12 protein-coding genes are annotated in these 20199 nt (G+C 64.7%); 6 read left to right on the top strand and 6 right to left on the bottom strand.

What is annotated here, in order from left to right; translation table 11 throughout:
- The first annotated feature begins 60 nt into the window (after positions 1-60).
- The 5 genes from HB675_RS24585 to HB675_RS24605 all read left to right on the top strand — a co-directional run bounded on the left by HB675_RS24585 (position 61) and on the right by HB675_RS24605 (position 6889).
- Positions 61-2031 carry an SPFH domain-containing protein gene (locus HB675_RS24585; protein ID WP_213881760.1) on the top strand — a complete coding sequence of 657 codons (1971 nt, stop codon included), beginning with the start codon at positions 61-63 and terminating at the stop codon, positions 2029-2031.
- The gene (locus HB675_RS24590; RefSeq protein ID WP_213881761.1) at positions 2028-3071 is read left to right on the top strand and encodes a protease modulator HflC; all 1044 of its coding nucleotides are present in this window, start codon (positions 2028-2030) and stop codon (positions 3069-3071) included. The genes HB675_RS24585 and HB675_RS24590 overlap by 4 nt, the downstream gene beginning before the upstream one ends.
- Entirely contained in the window at positions 3068-4111 is a 1044-nt protein-coding gene (locus HB675_RS24595) for a protease modulator HflK (RefSeq protein ID WP_213881762.1), read from the top strand. The genes HB675_RS24590 and HB675_RS24595 overlap by 4 nt, the downstream gene beginning before the upstream one ends.
- Positions 4112-4230: 119 nt before the next feature.
- Entirely contained in the window at positions 4231-6108 is a 1878-nt protein-coding gene (locus tag HB675_RS24600; protein WP_256737672.1) for a heavy metal translocating P-type ATPase, read from the top strand.
- Positions 6109-6193: 85 nt separating this feature from the next.
- Positions 6194-6889 carry a GntR family transcriptional regulator gene (locus tag HB675_RS24605; RefSeq protein ID WP_213881764.1) on the top strand — a complete coding sequence of 232 codons (696 nt, stop codon included), beginning with the start codon at positions 6194-6196 and terminating at the stop codon, positions 6887-6889.
- 44 nt (positions 6890-6933) lie between these two features.
- Here HB675_RS24605 and garD read toward each other — a convergent pair whose 3' ends face one another.
- From garD to HB675_RS24635, 6 genes are all read right to left on the bottom strand, one after another.
- Positions 6934-8487 (bottom strand): galactarate dehydratase, encoded by a 1554-nt coding sequence (garD, locus tag HB675_RS24610; protein ID WP_213881765.1) that lies wholly within the window; start codon positions 8485-8487, stop codon positions 6934-6936.
- A gap of 89 nt (positions 8488-8576) precedes the next feature.
- Positions 8577-9938 (bottom strand): MFS transporter, encoded by a 1362-nt coding sequence (locus tag HB675_RS24615; RefSeq protein WP_213881766.1) that lies wholly within the window; start codon positions 9936-9938, stop codon positions 8577-8579.
- A 182-nt stretch (positions 9939-10120) separates the two neighbouring features.
- Complete coding sequence (gene kdgD / locus HB675_RS24620) at positions 10121-11032, bottom strand: 5-dehydro-4-deoxyglucarate dehydratase (protein ID WP_213881767.1); 912 nt, start codon at positions 11030-11032, stop codon at positions 10121-10123.
- 244 nt (positions 11033-11276) lie between these two features.
- Positions 11277-12707 (bottom strand): NAD-dependent succinate-semialdehyde dehydrogenase, encoded by a 1431-nt coding sequence (locus tag HB675_RS24625; protein ID WP_213881768.1) that lies wholly within the window; start codon positions 12705-12707, stop codon positions 11277-11279.
- 34 nt (positions 12708-12741) lie between these two features.
- Positions 12742-13659 (bottom strand): 2-dehydropantoate 2-reductase, encoded by a 918-nt coding sequence (panE, locus tag HB675_RS24630; RefSeq protein WP_213881769.1) that lies wholly within the window; start codon positions 13657-13659, stop codon positions 12742-12744.
- Between the two features lie 79 nt (positions 13660-13738).
- Positions 13739-16582, bottom strand: coding sequence for an EAL domain-containing protein (locus HB675_RS24635; RefSeq protein WP_213881770.1), 2844 nt, complete (start codon positions 16580-16582; stop codon positions 13739-13741).
- Between the two features lie 227 nt (positions 16583-16809).
- Here HB675_RS24635 and HB675_RS24640 point away from each other — a divergent pair, with 227 nt between their 5' ends.
- On the top strand, positions 16810-20184 hold the full coding sequence (locus tag HB675_RS24640) for an EAL domain-containing protein (protein WP_213881771.1): 3375 nt from the start codon (positions 16810-16812) through the stop codon (positions 20182-20184).
- Positions 20185-20199 lie beyond the last annotated feature (15 nt).

Here is a 20199-nt window from a genome sequence, read left to right on the forward strand (position 1 = left end):
ATTGTTATAAAGTTACGCACAACCGGCTAGACTCGCCGCCATTTCAACGGAGGCGTACGTGTGAGGGTAGATCTGAATGCCAGCGGGCGTGACCTGCACGGCTTGCCCAGGTTCCAGCGGGCAAACTGGCAGGCCAGGCGGTCACTGGTGCTGTTGGTCACACTGGCCGTGTGGCTGGTGCTGGCATTGCTGGCGGGAGTCTTTGTGCGATTGTTCGCCGCCGACACCGTCTGGACGCCCTTGCTGTACTTGCTGGGCGCCTCGTCGCTGCTGCTGGCCGGTCAACTGCAATGGGTGTGGCGGATTGCCCTCTGGCGTGAGCGCACCCTGCTCGGCGCCCTGCCCGACGCGTCCGCTGACCCCGCGGCCCCCGACACCTCACTGAGCGCCTACGATCGCCTGCTCAACCGCGTGGTTGCGCGCAGCCATCGTCTGGTCGCGCGCCTCGGGGTCGGGGCGTTGTGGATGATCGTCGCCGGCGTGCTGGCCCTGTGGGTGCTGCAAGCGAGCTGGACCCTGAACCTGCAACCCGCCGTCGTCGGCCAGAGCGCCTATGTCGTGGCCGCGTTCGGCTTGGTACTGGCCTTCGGCCTGCTGGTGCTCGAGCGTCACCTGTCCCATGCCGACCCTCAGGAATGGCCTGAGGCCAATGGCCTGGCGCTGCAGATCCGCGTGGTGCTGGCGTGCCTGGTCATCGCCGTGATCTGCCTGTTCTTCGCCGGCGCCCAGAGCGTCTGGCCACTGCGCCTGGCCGTGTGGTCGAGCCTGTTGCCCGGGCTGGTGGCCATCGAATTGTTGCTTCGCGCAGCCTTTTCGATGTTCAACCCCCAGCGCGCCACCCTTGAACCGCAGATCATCGCCGATAGCCTCTTGGCCGGCCTGCTGCAATGGCCACCGCGCCCGCTGGGGCGCTTGCAGGACGAAGTGCATGAGCGATTCGGTATCGACCTGCGGCAGATCTGGGCCTTCGGCTTCATGCGCCGGGCTTTCCTGCCGGTGCTGAGCCTGATGCTGTTGATCGGCTGGGGCCTGAGCGGCGTGACCCAGATCGCCATGAACGGCCGCGGTATCTATGAGCGCTTCGGCAGGCCGGTCGAGGTCTACCCGCCCGGCCTGCACGTAGGCCTGCCCTGGCCGTTCGGCCAAGTGCGCGCGGTCGAGAACGGGGGGATCCATGAACTGGCCACCAGCGGCGACAGCAACACCGCCGCCGACGAACTGGCCAGCACCGACGGCCCGGCTCCGGCCAGTGCCAACCGCCTGTGGGACGCCACTCACCAGAGCGAAAAATCCCAGGTCATTGCCAGCCGCGCGGGCGACCAGCAGAGCTTCCAGATCGTCAACATGGACCTGCGCTTCGTCTACCGCATCGGCCTGACCGACAAGGCCGCGCTGGCCGCGACCTATCACAGTGCCGACATCCCGGCACTGATCCGCAGCACCGCCAGCCGGGTGCTGGTCCACGAATTCGCCGGGCGCACCCTCGATGACCTGTTGGGCGAAGGCCGCAACGGCCTGTCCGCCGACATCGGCAAGGCCGTGCAGGCCGACCTCGACCAACTGGACAGCGGCGTCGAACTGCTGGCCACCGTGGTCGAAGCCATCCACCCACCGGCCGGTGCCGCCGATGCCTATCATGCCGTGCAGGCCGCACAGATCAGCGCCCAGGCCCTGATCTCCCGCGAGCGCGGCAAGGCCAGCGAAGCCATGAGCCAGGCGCAAATGCAAGCCACCGACCTGACCGACTCGGCCAACGCCGGCCACGAGGAAACCCTGGGCACCGCCCGCGCCGCGCAACTGCGCTTTGGCGCCGAAGAGCAAGCCTGGCGCAGCGCCGGGCAGGCCTTTATCGATGAACAATATTTCACCCAGCTGGCCTTGGGAATGAGCCACGCCCACGCCTTGATCCTCGATCACCGCCTGGCCGGCAGCCAGCCACCTACCCTTGACCTGAGAAGCTTTGCCGCACCGGTCGACCCCGTCCCACCACAGGCCGGTACCGATCGCGCCGCCGCAGGAGTAGCCCCTTGAGCGCACCCCATTCCCACGCTGGGCATGACCACCATGACCACCACGATCACCATGATCACGATCACAGCGGCCACGACCACCCTCCAGCGCTGACGCCCCCCCGCGCCCAGCCCTCACGACCTTGGCGGCGCATGGCTCTGGCCGGGGTATTGGTGGTGTTCGCCATCGGCACCGCCTGCCTGGTGCAGGTGCGTTCCGGCGAAGCCACGGTCATTACCCGTTTTGGCAACCCCGGCCGAGTCCTGCTCGAACCGGGCCTGGCCTGGCGCCTGCCGATTCCGTTCGAGGCGGCGGTGCCGGTGGATCTGCGCCTGCACACCACTTCCAGCGGCCTGCAGGACGTCGGTACCCGCGATGGCCTGCGCATCATCGTCCAGGCCTACGTAGCCTGGCAGGTACAAGGCGACACTGAAAACGTGCAGCGCTTCATGCGCGCCGTGCAGAACCAGCCGGATGAAGCCGCCCGGCAGATCCGCACCTTCCTCGGCTCGGCCCTGGAGACCAGCGCCAGTGCTTTCGACCTCGCCAACCTGGTCAACACCGACGCCAGCCAGGTGCACATGGCAGAATTCGAAGAGCACGTGCGCCAGCAGATCGCCGGCCCTCTGCTCAGCACTTATGGCGTGCGCGTGCAACAGGTCGGCATCGAACGCCTGACCCTGCCGGCCGTGACCCTCAATGCCACGGTCGAGCGCATGCGCGCCGAACGAGAAACCATCGCCACCGAACGCACCGCCGAAGGCAAGCGTCAGGCCGCGCAGATACGCTCGGCCGCCGAGCGTGACGCGCGCATTCTGCAGGCCGATGCGCAGGTCAAAGCCGCGGATGTGGAAGCGCAGTCGCGGGTCGAAGCCGCGCAGATCTACGGCAAGGCCTACGCGGGGGCACCAGAGTTGTACAACCTGCTGCGTTCGCTGGACACGCTGGGCACCATCGTCAATTCCGGCACCCGCCTGGTGCTGCGCACCGATGCCGCGCCGTTCCGCGCCTTGGTGGACGGGCCGCCGCAATTGCCGGCGCCGAGCGGGAGCAAGCCATGAGTGCAGCGCCTCGCGACGCGGCGCAAGGCCCTTGGTGGCAGGCGGGCCGCCTGGCGTTCCTGGCCTTGTACGCCATTACCTTGCTGACAGCGCTGGCCTGGGGCCTGGGCAATATCCGCCAGATTGGCCCGGAAAGCCGCGCCGTGGTCATCCGCATGGGCGCCCTGGAACGGGTGCAAGGCGCCGGGCTGTTGCTGGCCTGGCCGGAACCCTTCGAAAAAGTGGTGCTGCTGCCCTCCCCTGACCGGGTCATCGACCAGCGCGTGGTCACTTTGCTGCGGGACAACCCGGCCAGCAAGGCCGACCTCAACACCTCGTTGAGCAATGACGCGCTGGCCGGTTCCGGTTATTTACTGACCGGCGACGCCGGGGTGGTGCAACTGGACGTGAGAGTGTTCTACAAAGTCACCGACCCCTACGCCTACGTCCTGCAACAGCCCAACCTGAACACCGCCCTCGATCGCCTGGTGGCGCGCAGCGCCGTGGCTGTGTGCGCCTCGCGGGACCTGGACACCATCCTTGTGGCCCGCCCGGAACTGGTCGGCAACGACAGCCAGGCCGCCGAACGCCGCGAACGCCTGCGCGGCGATCTGGTGCAAGGGATCAACCACAGCCTGGCCCAATTGCAGGCCAACGGCGCCGGCCTGGGCATTCATATCGACCGTGTCGACGTGCAATCGAGCCTGCCGGAGGGCGCGGTCAATGCCTTCAACGCCGTCCTGACCGCCAGCCAGCGCGCCGAGCAGAACATTGCCAGCGCCCGCAATGACGCCGCCCGGGTCAGCCAGGCCGCTACCCAGGACGCCGATCGTACGCTGCAGGTGGCCCATGCCCAGGCCAGCGAACGCCTGGCCAAGGCCAACAGCGACACCGCCACCATTACCAGCCTTGCTGCCACCGCCCGCGACCACAGCGACCCCGGCCTGCTGCAACGCCTGTACCGGGAGCGTATCCCGGGCATTCTGTCCAAGGCCGGCTCGGTCACCACGGTCGACCCCCGCGACGACAGCCGCTTGATTCTGCAAGGCAGCCAACCATGAGCCATCCCGCGCACGACCACGCCCATCACGACCATCACGACCATCACGACCATCACGACCAAGATGACCATGAGCATGACCCCCACTGCGGCCATAACCATGGCCACCTGACCGGCACCATGCTCACCCGCGACGAGCAGCGCAGTGCGGCGCGCCAGTTGAGCATTGCCATGATTGCCCTCGGCCTGTTGGGCCTGGGCCTGCTGTGGCGCTGGTTCGACCCGCTGCAGGACGGCGTGGCACAGCTGCTGTTCGGCGCCGCCTCGCTGCTGGTGGCGGTGCCGGTGCTCCGTTCGGCCTGGTACAGCCTGCGCTTTCCCAGCCTGCACGGCATTACCGACCAATTGGTGGCCTTGGCGCTGCTGGGGGCCTGGGCCACCGGCGATCTGCTGACCGCGGCCCTGCTGCCGGTGCTGATGATCTTCGGCCACGTGCTGGAAGAGCGCAGCGTGATCGGTTCCCAGGAAGCGATCGAGTCCCTGGGCAAGTTGACCCGCAGCCAGGCTCGCCTGATCGGCGCCGATGGCCGGGTCAGCGAAGTCGACAACAGCGAGTTGGTCAGCGGCAACCAAGTGGAGGTGCGCGCCGGTGACCGCATCCCTGCCGATGGCCGGGTACTGGAAGGTCAGGCGAGCCTGGACACTGCGCCCATCACCGGGGAATCGGTGCCGGTGCAGGTGGTTCCGGGCATGGAAGTGTTCGGCGGGGCCATCAACCTCGATGGTCTGCTGCGCATCGAAGTGTCGCGCACCGGGCAGGATTCCACCCTGGGCAAGGTCATCGCCCTGATGCAGAAGGCCGAACGGGCCAAGCCCCCCATCACCCGCCTGCTGGAACGCCATGCCGGGCAGTACATGGTGCTGGTGTTGCTGATCGCGGCCGTGACCTGGTTCATCAGCAAGGATGCCCAGGCGATGCTCGCGGTGCTGGTCGCGGCCTGCCCTTGCGCCCTGGTGCTGTCGGCACCCGCGACGGCCATCGCCGGGGTCGCGGTAGCGGCCCGACACGGCATCTTGATCCGCAGTTCGGCGTTCCTCGAAGAGTTTGCCGACCTCAGCTCGCTGGTGATCGACAAGACCGGCACCCTCACCTATGGCGCCTTGCACTTGCAGCGCATGGAACAGGTGGCCGGCGCCGGACTGGACGAGCACCTGCTGCTGACCCTGGCCGCCAGCCTCGGCGCGGCCAGCAGCCATCCGGTCAGCCGCGCGCTGGCCGGTGCGGTTGCGCCACACGCCTGGCAGACCCTTGAAAACCTGCGCGAACGCCAGGGGCTGGGGGTCATCGCCAGCACCGCTCAGGGCGAAGCCGCGCTGGGCCGCGCCGAGTTGTTCACGCAATTGGGCATCGACCTGCCGCCGGTGCCTGAGCACGATGGCCCCATGGCCGGGCTGGCCCTCAACGGGCGTTTTCTGGCCTGGATGCTGCTGGCCGACCAGGTCCGTCCGGAAGCGGCGCTGGCCATGGCCGACCTGCGGGAACTGGGGCTGGGCCGGCAGTTGCTGCTGACCGGCGACCGATTGCCGGTGGCACAGAATCTCGCGCGGGTGGTGGGCATCACCGACGTCGTCGCACAGGCCCTGCCGGAAGACAAGCTGAGCCGGGTCACCGATGAGATTCGTGGCGGTTTCAGGCCACTGGTGGTGGGTGACGGGATCAACGACTCGCTGGCACTCAAAGCCGGAGTGGTGGGTGTGGCCATGGGCGCAGGCGGTTCGGATATCGCCCTGGCGTCCGCTGACATCGTCCTGATCGGCAGCGATCTGCGCCGCCTGGGCACCTGTGTGCGCTTGAGCCGCCAATGTCGCCGGACCTTGCAGGTCAACGTGGCCATCGGCCTGGGCTGGACCCTGGCGATTGTTGCGGCGGCGGCCTTCGGCTGGCTGGGAGCGGCCGGGGCCATGGTGGCCGCGATCCTGCATAACCTCAGCACTCTGCTGGTGCTGGGCAACGCCGGTCGACTGCTGCGTGTGGAAGAGCCACTGGAAGCGTTGTAAGTGTCATTTTACCCGGCAGCGGAGCTGTCGGATAATGCCGGGCGCAATCGTTTCAGCGCTCGGCAATCAAGGAGCAGAGGGAAAGATGGGTCTCAAAACGGTCACCGCCAAACAACTTGAAGTCCAGCGCATCGTCGATGTCCTGTCACGGGGTATCGCCCAGCATCGCTTGCGCCCGGGAACTCGTTTGATCGAGGCGCAGATCGTCGAAACCCTGAATGCCAACCGCAATCACGTACAAGTCGCACTGCAACGCCTGGCCATGCAGCGCATCGTCAGCATCGAGCCTAACCGCGGCGCGATTGTTGCCCAGCCCAGTGCCCGCGAGGCGCGGGAAGTGTTTGCGGCTCGGCGGGCCATCGAGCGCGCCATTGTCGAAGGCATCAGCGCCGCGACCATGGCCGAGCATCAGACCCGCGTCGTCCAGCACATGTCCAACGAGCGCAAGGCCACCAACGCCACCGACCGCCGGGAAATCGTCCGCGAACTGTGCGAGTTCCACTTACTGTTGGGGGACTTGGGCGGCAACGCCGTGATGGCCGAGATCCTCGACAACCTGATGGTGCGCAGCTCGCTGATCGTCGCCCTGTACCAGCGCGGTGACGTGCCCTCCTGCGCCTCGGATGAGCACCAGGCAGTACTGGATGCGTTGAGCGCCGGGGACAATGAGTTGGCGGTGGCGGTGATGCTGGCGCACCTGGACGAACTGGAAGCGCAACTGGCGCTGGATGAGCCGGGGCTGCCGGAAGTCGACCTCCTCGAGGCGTTGGCGGGATTGTAAGACCCTCCTTGGCCCCTCCTGCGCTGGAGGGGCCATGCGCCCGATCAGGTGATCGGCGCCGGGTTGAACAGCACGATGTCATTGTGCAATTTCAAATGCTCGGCACAGGTCTGCTTGCGTCCGCTGGCCACGTCCAGGTAGTAGTGAAACAACTCCCAACCCAACTCCTCGATGCTCGCCCGGCCGGTAGCGACGCGGCCTGCATCAATGTCGATCAGGTCTGGCCAGCGCTCGGCCAGTTCGGTGCGGGTCGATACCTTGACCACCGGGGCCATGGCCAGCCCATACGGCGTGCCGCGTCCGGTGGTGAACACGTGCAGGTTCATCCCTGCCGCCAACTGCAAGGTGCCGCAGACGAAATCGCTGGCCGGGGTGGCGCAGAAAGTCAGGCCTTTGCGCTTGAAGCGCTCGCCCGGACCGACCACGCTGTTGATCGCGCTGCTACCGGACTTGACGATGGAACCCAGGGATTTTTCGACAATGTTCGACAACCCGCCCTTCTTGTTGCCCGGCGTGGTGTTGGCGCTGCGGTCAGCGGCGCCGCGTTCCAGGTACTGGTCGTACCAGTCCATCTCACGCACCAGGTCGGCCGCCACTTCCCGAGTCTCGGCCCGGGACGTCAGCATGTAGATGGCGTCGCGCACCTCGGTGACTTCGGAAAACATCACCGTGGCGCCGGCACGGATCAACAGGTCAGAAGCAAAGCCCAGCGCCGGGTTGGCGGTAATCCCCGAGAACGCGTCACTGCCGCCGCACTGCATCCCCAGGATCAACTCCGAGGCTGGCACGGTTTCGCGACGGCGCAGGTCGAGTTTCTGCAGGCGGGATTCGGCCAAGGCCATGATGTCGTCGATCATTTCAGAGAAGCCATGGCTGGCGTCCTGCAGGCGATACATCCACGGTTCGCTGAGGTCCACCGAGGCGTCGTCTTCGTGCATCACCTGGTTGGCTTGCAGTTTTTCACAGCCCAGCCCCACCACCAGCGCTTCGCCGCCCAGGTTGGGGTTGCGCGCCAGGTTGCGCACGGTGCGGATCGGGATGTAGGCATCGCGGGCGGTAATGGCCACGCCGCAGCCGTAGCTGTGGGTCAGGGCAATGACGTCGTCGACGTTCGGGTATTTGGGCAGCAATTCGGCCTTGATGCGCTTGACCGCATGGTCCAGCACACCGGTCACGCACTGCACCGTGGTGGTGATGCCAAGGATGTTGCGGGTGCCCACGGTGCCGTCGGCGTTGCGGTAGCCCTCGAAGGTAAAGCCTTCCAGCGGCGGCAATGGCGCCGGCACGGCATTGGACATCGGCAGGCTGTCCAGGGGCGGTGCGGACGGCATGGCCAGCATGGTTTCGCGCACCCAGCTGCCCTGGCGGATGTTGTCCAGCGCATAGCCGATGATCTGCCCGTAGCGCACCACCGTGCCGTCCTTGGGAATGTCCACCGTGGCCACCTTATGGCTCTGGGGGACGCCCTCGACCACGGTCAGGCCGTCGGGAAACTGGCTGCCCTCAGCCACGCCCTGGTCGTTGACCACCACGACCACGTTGTCATCGGGATGCAGGCGGACGTAGCGCGGGGAGTCGGAATGTTCGATCAACTGCATGGGGGCACCTTCTGGTCGTTGCTTATAGTTGTCGCTCAGGCTGTTCGATTTTCGACACAGCCCAGGGGCAGCGTCGAGGGGTACATGCATCAGTGGCTGGTCACCAAAGGCGCAGCAGGGTCAAGCACCAGGCTGCCATCTTCTTCGCGCAATTCGATGCGCTTGATCTCGCCGACAATCACCAGGTAGCTGAACACCGCCACCAGCGCATTGGCGCCGACATACACCAGCGCCCATTTGAACGAGCCGGTGGCATTGATGATAAAGCCGATCACGATCGGCGTGGTGATCGAGGCGATGTTGCCGAACATGTTGAACAGGCCGCCACTGATCCCGGCAATCTGCTTGGGCGAGGTGTCCGAGACCACGGCCCAGCCCAGCGCACCCACACCCTTGCCGAAGAAGGCCAGCGCCATGAACGCCACCACCACCCAGTCCAGCTCCACATAGTTGCAGATGATCATGGTGGTCGACAGCAGCAACCCGCAGACGATCGGCAGCTTGCGCGCAAAGGTCAGGGAATGGCCGCGCCGCAGCAAGGCATCGGATATCACCCCGCCCAGTACCCCGCCGATGAAACCGCAGATGGCCGGCAAGGAGGCGATGAAACCGGCCTTGAGAATGGTCATGCCGCGTTCCTGGACCAAGTACACGGGAAACCACGTCAGGAAGAAGTAGGTGATACCGTTGATGCAGTACTGGCCCAGGTACACCCCGAGCATCATGCGACTGGTGAGCAACTGACGGATGTAGCCCCATTTCGGGCCGGCCGCGCCGCTTTTGCGGCCCTTGTCCATGTCGATCACGCCGCCATTGTCGGCAATCAGCGACAGTTCTGCCGGGCTGATCTGTGGGTGATCCCCCGGGTTATGAATGAACTTGAGCCAGAACAGCGAGAACACGATGCCGATGCTGCCCATGACGATGAACACGTGCTCCCAGCCGAAGGCGTGCACGATCCAGCCCATCAGCGGTGCAAACAGCACGGTGGCGAAGTATTGCGCGGAGTTGAAGATCGCCGAGGCGGTGCCCCGCTCAGCGGTGGGGAACCAGGCAGCGACGATGCGCGCGTTCCCGGGAAAAGCCGGTGCTTCGGCAAAACCTACCAGAAAACGCAGCATGAACAAGGTCAGCACCGCATTGGCAGCCGGCATGTAGCCGACGAAGCCTTGCAGCACAGTGAACAGTGACCAGATGAAGATGCTGAAAAAGTACACCTTCTTCGAGCCGAAGCGGTCCAGCAGCCAGCCGCCGGGAATCTGCCCGATGACGTAAGCCCAGCCGAAGGCGGAGAAGATGAAGCCGAGGGTGATGGCGTCGATGCCAAGGTCTTTTTGCAGGCTGGAGCCGGCAATGGAAATGGTCGCGCGGTCAGCGTAGTTGATCGTGGTCACGAGAAACAGCATGAACAGGATCAAATAGCGGACATGCGTTTTCTTGATGGCTTGCATGCAGGTGCGGCTCCCACTCATTATTTTTTTTGCGGGGAATTCGGGTACTTTCGATGACACATCCCACTGTGGGAGCAGGGCTTGCCCGCAATGGGGTCGCCGAGGTCTGCCTGACAGACCGCGGCGCCTCTATCGCAGGCAAGCCCTGCTCCCACAGGGTCTTGCGGCGGATCGGACGCTGCTTATTGCGGGCCCATCTTGTCCATCAGGGCGGCGAGCATTTCGTACTCTTCGCCGGTCAGGTCAGTCAGCGGCGTGCGCACAGGGCCTGCGTCATAACCGGCGATCTTGGCGCCGGCCTTGACGATGCTGACGGCGTAGCCGGCTTTACGGTTCCGGATGTCCAGGTACGGCAGGAAAAAATCATCGATCAGCTTGCCGACAGTGGCGTGATCATCCTTGGCAATGGCGTGGTAGAAGTCCATCGCGGTTTTCGGGATGAAGTTGAACACTGCCGAGCTGTACACCGGCACGCCCAGCGCCTTGTAGGCCGCAGCGAAGACTTCGGCGGTCGGCAAGCCGCCCAGGTAGCTGAAACGGTCGCCCATGCGGCGACGGATCGAGACCATCAATTCGATGTCGCCCAGGCCGTCTTTGTAGCCGATCAGGTTCGGGCAACGCTCGGCCAGTTGTTCCAGCAACGAAGGCGTCAGACGGCAGACGTTGCGGTTGTAGACGATGACGCCGATCTTCACCGATTTGCACACGGCCTCAACGTGGGCGGCAACGCCGTCCTGGCTGGCTTCGGTCAGGTAGTGCGGCAGCAGCAACAAGCCTTTGGCGCCCAGGCGCTCGGCTTCCTGGGCGTACTCAATGGCCTGACGGGTCGCACCACCGACGCCAGCCAGAATCGGCACGCTCTTGGCGCAGGTGTCGACGGCGGTCTTGATCACTTGCGAGTATTCGCTGGCGGCCAGGGAAAAGAACTCACCGGTACCACCGGCCGCGAACAACGCACTGGCACCATACGGGGCGAGCCATTCCAGGCGCTTGATGTAGCCAGCCTTGTGGAAATCGCCTTGGGCGTTGAAATCGGTCACCGGAAACGACAGGAGGCCTTCGGAGACGACAGCTTTGAGTTCTTGTGGAGTCATTGTTAGATCACCCTGGACACACGGAAAGAGGATGGAGACGCTTTGTTGCGAATCTAGGTGTTACGTTATCGTACAACTGCATGAATGACTATAGCTTTCAACATTAAATTTGAGTTGTCAGCGGGTTTCATCTCGGTTGAACCCATCGCGAACAAGTCCCGCCCCCATAGATTTGACCTTGACGTCAAGGTCAGGACGGCGGGAGCAACATTTGTCCGCGATGAAAACGCCACGTTTTAAAGCGTTATCCCAAAACCGTCACCAACTTGGTATTCAGATAAGCCTCGATGGCCTCGGTCCCACCTTCAGACCCATACCCCGAATCCTTGATCCCGCCGAAGGGCAACTCGGGCAAGCCAATGCCCAGGTGGTTGATGCTGACCATCCCCGCCTCGATCCCGCTGCTCAGGGCCTGGGCGGTTTTCGTCGACGACGTGAACGCATAGGAGGCCAGGCCGAATGGCAGACGATTGGACTCCTCGATGGCCTCTTCCACAGTGTCGAACGGGATCAACAGTGCCACCGGGCCGAAAGGCTCCTCGTTCATGATGCGCATCTGCCGGTTCAGACCGCTGATCACCGTCGGTGCATAGAAATAGCCCGGCCCTTCGATGGCCTTGCCGCCGGTGTGGACGGTGGCGCCTGCCTTGCGGGCGTCATCCACCAGCGCCGCCACGGCCGGGACCCGGCGATCGATGGCCAGCGGGCCCATGGTCACGCCCTCCTCCAGACCGTTGCCGACCTTGATCGCCTTGGCGTGCTCGATGAACTTGGCCAGGAAAGGTTCGAACACCTCGCGCTGCACCAGAAAACGTGTCGGCGAGACGCACACTTGCCCCGCGTTGCGAAACTTGGAAGTGGCCAGGGTCTTCGCCGCGACGTCGATGTCCGCATCGCTGAACACCAGCGCCGGGGCATGACCGCCCAACTCCATGGTAGCGCGCTTCATGTGCTGCCCGGCCAGGGCCGCCAGTTGCTTGCCTACCGGGGTGGAGCCAGTAAAGGTGACCTTGCGGATCACCGGATGGGGAATCAGGTAGTTGGAGATCTCCGCCGGCACACCGTAGACCAGGCCGATGACTCCGGCCGGGACGCCGGCATCGGCGAAGGCGCGGATCAGCTCGGCCGGCGACGCCGGAGTCTCTTCCGGGGCCTTGACGATGATCGAGCAACCGGCCGCCAGCGCCGAGGACAGCTTGCGCACCACCTGGTTGATCGGGAAGTTCCACGGGGTGAAGGCGGCCACCGGGCCCACGGGCTCCATGATGACTTTCTGCTCGACCCCTTCGGTCCGTGCCGGCACCACCCGGCCGTAGCTGCGGCGGCCCTCTTCGGCCAGCCAGTCGATGATGTCGGCGGCGGCCAGGGTTTCCATGCGCGACTCGGCCAGTGGCTTGCCCTGCTCCTGGGTCATGATGCGCGCGATCAGGTCGACACGGTCACGCACGATCTGCGCGGCCTTGCGCATGAGTTTGTAGCGCTCGAACGCGGACGTCGCGCGCCAGACCTTGAAACCGCGCTCGGCGGCAGCCAAGGCCAGGTCCAGGTCGGCGATGCCGGCATGGGCGACGCTGCCCAGGGTGTCGCCGGTGGAAGGGTCCAGCACGGCCAGGCTGGCGCCGCTGAGGCTGGGGCGCCATTGGCCGTCGATGTACAGCTGTACGTCTGGGTACATGTGCAAATTCTCCTGACTGGAACCGCGGGGGTGTTCAGCGCAACCGCTGCTGATACACCGAAAGATGGGCATTCACCGCCGCCAGCAGCGGTGTCGAGAGGTTGGCCTGTTGCGCCCGGAGCAGCAGATCGCCCACGATCTGCTCGGCCTCGATGGGCTGACCGGCCTGCAAGTCACGGTACATAGATGAGGTCTGTGGGGAATCTTTCAAGGTCAGGGCGCTGCGGGTCTGGTCGAGGTAGGCCTGGCTGGGGCCATGGCCGGACGCCTGGGCAACACGGGCGATCTCGTCGATCAAGGCATTGGCAAAGGTCAGCCCCGCCTCGGTGGACGCCACCTCGCCGACAGTGCCGCGCATCAGGCTGTTGATGCAGCCCAGCGACGCCAGCATCAGCCACTTGTCCCACAGGTCCTGGGTAATGTTCTCAGACCAGCGAGTGGTGAAGCCGGCGTTGCTCAGAGCGGCATCAATACGTTGGAGGCGCTCGCTGCGGCGGCCGTCCAGTTCCCCGTAGAAGACTTCATTGATTTTCGCGCCCTGGACGATCCGGCCCTGGGCGTCGAGGCTGCCGATGATCTTGCACACCCCGCCAATCACTGTGTGCTGGCCGAAGCGGGCGGCGATGCGGTCGATGTGACGAAAACCGTTGAGCACCGGCAGGATCACCGTGTCCGGACCTACGGCCGGGGCGATGTCCTCAAGGGCTTGCTCCAGGGCGTAGGCCTTGACGGTGAGGATAATCAGATCAAAGGGCTGGTCCAGCTGCTCGGCGCACAGCAATGTCGGCCGAATACTGAAATCACCGTGCGGGCTGATGATCTGCAAGCCATGGGCGCGCAACGCGGCGGCCCTTCCCGGGCGCACCAGAAAGGTCACGTCACGCCCGGCTTGAGCCAGTCGCGCGCCAAAGAAACCACCGGTGGAGCCGGCGCCAACGATCAGGATGCGCATAGTATGATTCCCGGAATATGATTGCCGAGACTTTAGGCCTCTGAGCCGTTCAGAGCAAGGGGGTTGGATCGTCAGCCCCTTACCCTAAAAACCGCTGCACCAGATCTTCCTGCGACAGCGGCTTGGCAAAATAATACCCCTGGGCCTGCCCTGCCCCGATCTCGCGCAGCAACTCCAGGGTCTCGGCGTCCTCCACCCCTTCGGCCACCACCGTCAGGTCAAGGGACTCGGCCATGCGCACGATGGCCCGCACGATAGCGCGACTGCGCGGGCTGGTGGTCAGTTCGAGGATGAATGACTTGTCAATCTTCAAGCCGCTGAAGTGGTACTGGTGCACGTAACTCAGCGACGAGAAACCGGCGCCGAAGTCGTCCAGTACCACCGAGACGCCGTTGTCGGCCAGCTGCTTCATGGTCCGCTTGGCCAGGTCCGGCTCCGCCACCAGGGCGCCCTCGGTCAGCTCCAGGCAGATGCGCGACGGGGCCACGCCATGGCGCTGCAGCAGCGCCAGCACCTCGGCGGCGAACTCGGGGCGGGTGATGCTGTAGCTGGAGCAGTTGACGTGCACCGGCGGCCAGTGGGCATGCTCGGGCTGCGCGAGGATCTGGGCCACCCCGGTGAGCATGTACAGGTCTAGCCGGCCGATCAGGCGCAAGCCTTCCAGGGCTGGCAGAAAGTCGCCCGGCGGGGTAATCCGCCCGTCCGGGTGGCGCCAGCGGATCAGGGCTTCGAGCGCCAGCAGGCGGCCGCTGCCGACGTCGACGATGGGCTGGAAGTACGGCAACAATTCGTCGGTGCGCTTGAGTGCATTGCGCAGTGCGCCTTCGCGCTCGACCTGGTCGGAGACCTCCCGGCGCAACTCCTGGTTGAACACCGCATAGCTGTCGCGCCCGCCGTTCTTGACCCGGTACATCGCGGTGTCGGCGTCGCGCAGCAGGTCCGCCGGCTCGTCGTGAAACTGGCGGTCGGCGTTGACGATGCCAATGCTGCAGGATGAGAACACCGTGTGCCCGTCGATCAGGAACGGCAGGTCGAACGCCACCAGAATGCGCTCGGCGATTTCCACTGCGCCGTCCAGGGTCAGTTCCGGCGCCAACACCGCGAACTCGTCGCCGCCCAGCCGCGCCAGCAGGTCGGCTTCGCGCAGGCAGCCGCGCAGGCGCTCGGCGGCCTGCATCAGGAGCAGGTCGCCGTAGTGATGGCCGAAACTGTCGTTGACCATTTTGAAGCGGTCCAGGTCGAGGAACATCACCGTGACCTGGCGCTGATCCTCCAGAAAGTTCTGCCAGGCCGCCTGCAGCCGCTGCAACAGGTGGGTGCGGTTGGGCAGCCCGGTCAGCGCGTCATGAGCATTTTCGTGCTGCAGCTTGGCATTGGCATGGTCCAGCTCACGGGTGCGGCTTTGTACCCGCGCTTCGAGCTTGAGATTGGCGGCGTGAATGGCTTCGGCGGCGCTGCGACGAGACAACGCAGTGTCGATGTGCCGGGACACAAAAGTGAGCAATTCCTGATCGCGTTGAGTGTAGCGAATCAGCGGGGTATAGCTCTGCACCGCGAGAATCCCGCGCACCTCGTCGCCGTCGAACAGCGGAATACCCAGCCAGGACTGGGAGCGGATCGGGTCGGTGGTCTCGGCAATTTCGCCGCTCGCGGTCAGCTGCGTGGCGTCGTCGTAGTCGATCAGGCACGGGCGGCGCTGACGGATGACGTATTCGGTGAGTCCACGACGGCCGCGCCGAGGGGGTGGGCTATCATCCTTCTTTTCGTCCACGTAGTAGGGGAATGTCACCAGTCCGGTGGCATGGTCAAACAGGGCAATATAGAAGTTATCAGCCGACAGCAGGTCGCCGACGATGCCATGCAGGCTGCGGAACAGTTCGGCCATGTCGCCGGGCTGGCTCGACAGTTCGGCGATCTGGAACAACGCGCTTTGCAGGTGCTCGGCGCGCTCGCGCTCGGCGACCTGCTGGCGCAGGGCATGGTTGAGCTCGGACAGCTCCTGGGTACGGCGCGAGACCGTCTCCTCGAGGTCGGCGCGGTGTAGCAGGCGATCCAGGGCCATGGCCACGTGGCGCGCGACCACCAGAAACAGCGCGCGGTCTTCGGCGCTGTAAACCCGGGACACGTCATACACCTGCATTGCCAACATGCCGAACACTTCGTCGGAGGCGTTCTTCAGCGGGGCGCCCATCCAGAATTCCGGGCGGTGCCCCACGCAATGGAAGCGCCCTTCCTCCTGCGCAGCTTCGATGCCGGCGGCGTCGGTCAACAGCGGTTGACCGCTGGTCAGAACCCTCCCAGTGAGCGACAGATGGTCACGATCAAGGTACTCGTAGGCCTCGGGTTCCACCGCTTCGACGTCGATGATGTCGACGTAGTACGGGTAGGTGATCTTGCCGCTGTGGGGTTCGTACAGCGCCAGGTAGAAGTTTTCGGCATCGATCAGGCGCGCCAGCTGACGATGCACGCCCTCCAGGAACGGGCCCCGCTCGCGGGTGGAACTGGCCAGGTAGGTGATTTCGTACAGCACCCGCTGGGTGTTCTGCGCGCGGGCCAGCGCCTCGGACTGCACACTCAGCCCCAGACGGCGCGCCAAGTCGGCCAGGGCCGGGTTACGGGCGTCGGTCTGCGGCGCCAACAGCCAACCCAGTACGCTTTCGCCCTTGCCCGTGGGCCAGCGACACAGGTCGTGACGGGAACAGAACGTTTCGAACTCCTCATGCTCGAGGCTCGCCGGCCACTGCGCGGCCGGGTTGCCCTGACCCACCAGGTGCCACTGATCACCGGCACGGTACGCCACCCACCGGCTCATGGCACTGGTATCGCTGTGTGCCAGCGGCTGCTCATCGTCGAGACAGGACGCCGCAGAGCAATCGTCGTTGGCCATTGGCTGGCCGGTCACATACCGGGGTGAAAAGGTCATGGGTAGCTCCGTGCTCGTACGTTGACTTTGCGCATGTTCTGGCCAACTGGCAAGGGGCAAAGGGCCATGTTTTGCGTGCTTATGCGCGATACAGGCTGCGGCAAGGGTCAAGGCACTGTTGTGGTGCGCGGCTCGTCGGCTCGGTGCACGGCCGGGCTCAATATTTTCCCCGACGTACCGATAGTCTAGCCATGCAACACCTCCTATCCATTTGCCCTGGCGTTTCAATGACCCACGTGTTTACCCCCACGTCCGCGACGCTGCGCGAGCGACGACACGCCCTCACCGACTACCTGTTGCCGCTGAGCATCCTGGTGGTGGGCAGCGTGCTGTCCTGGTGTGTCGGCAGCCTCGATGCCCGTTCCCGTCAAGGCGAAGAGCGCGCAGCCGTGGAACTGCGCCTGGGTGCCCTGCGAACCGAAGTGCAAAGCCAGATACGGGCCTCGTTCAGCGAGGTGGAAGGCATCGCCCAGCTGTTGACCGTGGACGGACAGATCACCCACGAACATTTCCAGGGCATGGCACGGGAGGTCATCAATGCCGTGCCGGACCTGGACAACATCATCATCGCGCCGGACGATGTGGTCCGCGATGTCTATCCCATGGCCGGCAGTGAACAGTCCGTCGGCATGGACACCCGCAACCTGCCTCATCTCTACCCCATGGTCCATCGCGCCCGGGTCCTTGGCCGGCCGATGCTGGCCGGGCCGATCCCGCTCACTGGCGGCGGCCAGGGGTTGGTGTACCGCCGACCGATTTTCGTCGCCGGTTCAGCCGGCCCGCGCTATTGGGGCAGCGTTTCGGTGATGACCAATGTCGGCAATTTCCTCGTCGGCGCTGGCATGACCGCCCAGGACGACCTCGAACTGGCCTTGCGCGGCGTCGACGGCAAAGGCGCCGAGGGCGAGCCGATCTGGGGCGACATCGCGCTGTTCGGCCAGCCGGTGCAATTGATCACTGTCGATATTCCGGGCGGCAGCTGGCAACTGGCAGGACGCCCGCGCGGCGGCTGGACCCAGACCGGGCTGCTGGATTCACCGCTGTTTGTCCTGTCACTGGGGGCGACGCTGGTGCTGTCGCTGTTCGCCAGCCAGTTGAGCCGTCGCAACCGCCTGATCCAGCGCCGCAACATCGAGCTCAATGCCGAGGTCGAGGAGCGCTGCAATATCCAGAACTCTCTGGCGCAGAGCGAAGACCGTTTTCGCAATTTGTTCGAGCACTCACCGGATGCCGTGTGGATTTTCGATCAGAACGACCGGTGCATTCAGGCCAACGACGCGGCCATGGGTACCTTCGGGTTTACGGCCGTCAGTCAATACCAGAACAAAAGCCCGGCCGAACTCTCGCCGGTCTGGCAACCGGACGGTCAGCGCTCCAGCGACAAATCCCACCGGATGTGCGTATTGGCGCGGGAAAACGGCGTGCAGCGCTTTGATTGGGTGCACCAGCGCACCGATGGCACCACCTTCCCGGCCGAGGTCACCTTGTGCACCATGCAGGTGGACAACCAGATCATTACCTATGCCGTGGTGCGGGACGTCTCCGAGCGCAAGCAGGCCGAGAGCCAGTTGCTCGAGCACAAAGCGCTGCTGCAGGCCATCGTCGACAACGCCCCGTCGCTGATCTACATGTTCGACACCGATGCTCGCCTGCTGCTCTGCAACCACCTGTACGAGCGCTCGGTGCGCCACCCCAGCGAGTTGATTGTCGGCCACCGGCGCAGCCATTTCATGGACCATCAGGACGCGCGCCTGCAGGAGCTGGACGACCAGGCCGTGCTGGTCAGCGGCACCGCCCAGCGCTTCGAGGACGTGCACCACGTGCAAGGGCATTCGCGCACCTACCTGACCACCAAGTGCCCGTTGCGCGATGCCGATGGCCGGCTGTTGGGCATCCTCGGTATTTCCAACGACATCACCGAGATTCGCCAGACCACCGAACAACTGCGCCTGGCCGGCCTGGTGATGGACAACACCGGTGACGCCGTGATCATCACCGATGCCCAAGGCCAGATCGTGCGGGTCAACCGCGCATTCACCACGATCACCGGCTTTGCCGCCCATGAAGTGGTGGGCAGGACCCGCAGCCTGCTGCGTTCCGACCGGCATGACCGGGCATTCTATCGACGCCTGCGCGCGAGCCTGGCCGACAGTGGTCACTGGCGCGGGGAAATCTGGAGCCAGCGCAGCGACGGTGCCGATTACCCGCAATGGCTGACCATCAACGCCATCACCAACGAACGCGGTGAGCGGGTCAATTACGTGGGCGTCTTCTCCGACATTACCAGCATCAAGCACGCCCAGGCGGAACTGGAGCGTCTGGCCCACTTCGACGCCGTCACAGGCCTGGCCAACCGCGTGTGTTTCCAGGAGCGCCTGGCCGACGCCATCGAGCGCACCTTGCGCAACAACACGTGCATGGCAGTACTGATCCTCGACATCGACGGCTTCAAGATGGTCAACGACACCCTGGGCCACCCTATGGGCGACCTGCTGCTGCAACAGGCGACCCAGCGTTTCGTCTCGGTGACGCGTACGGCCGACAGCGTGGCACGGCTGGGCGGCGACGAATTCGCTTTCATCCTCAACGACCTCGAGGCGGCCGAAGATGCTGTGGTGCTGGTGCAGCGGTTGTTGCAGACGCTGCAGAGCCCGTTCGACCTCAACGGCACCCATGCACTGGTAACCGCCAGCGTGGGCGTGGCCATCTGTTCGGCCGACGGCGCCTCGCCCGAAGTACTGCTGCGCCATGCCGACACCGCGATGTACAGCGCCAAGGAAGCCGGGCGCAACGGTTTTCGTTTCTATCAGCGGCAGATGACCGAGTTCATCCAGCAACGCGTGTCCATGGAAGCTGCCTTGCGCCGTGCCCTGCACGATGGCGAGTTCGAGCTGTGGTACCAGCCCAAGCTGGACTTGGCCAGCGGTCAGGTGAAGGGTGCAGAAGCCCTGCTGCGCTGGCGCGACCCGGAGCATGGCATGGTCATGCCCTCGGACTTCATCCCCTTGGCCGAGCGCACCGGCCTGATCATCGCCATCGGCGAATGGGTGCTGGACCATGCCTGCGGGCAGTTGCGCGAATGGCTGGACAATGGCCTGTTCGACGGCCGCATCGCCATCAACGTCGCCGCACCGCAGATCGACCGCAGCGACTTTGTCGAAAGCGTGCGCCAAGCCCTGCAACGCCATGACCTGCCGGCCTGCGCACTGGAGGTGGAAGTCACTGAAAGCCTGCTGATGGAAAGCCAGGACCATGCCTGCGAGGTCTTGACCCGCCTGCAACACCTGGGGGTCACCACGGCGGTAGACGATTTCGGCACCGGCTATTCGTCGCTGGCTTACTTGAAGATGCTGCCGATCGACAACCTGAAGATCGACCGGGCCTTCATCCGCGATTTGCCGGGGGATGCCACCTATGTGGCGATCACCCGGGCGATCATTGACCTGGGCCGCGCGCTGAATTTCCAGGTGACTGCCGAAGGGATCGAGACCCGGGAGCAATATGACTTCCTGCGCGCCGCCGGGTGTGATGCCGGGCAAGGGTATTGGATGGGCAAGCCGATGCCGGCGAAGCTGTTCGAGGCTTGGCTGGCCGACCAATGAGGTCTCATCAGGCCC

The sequence above is a fragment of the Pseudomonas sp. dw_358 genome, from assembly GCF_018449655.1.
Lineage (GTDB): Bacteria > Pseudomonadota > Gammaproteobacteria > Pseudomonadales > Pseudomonadaceae > Aquipseudomonas.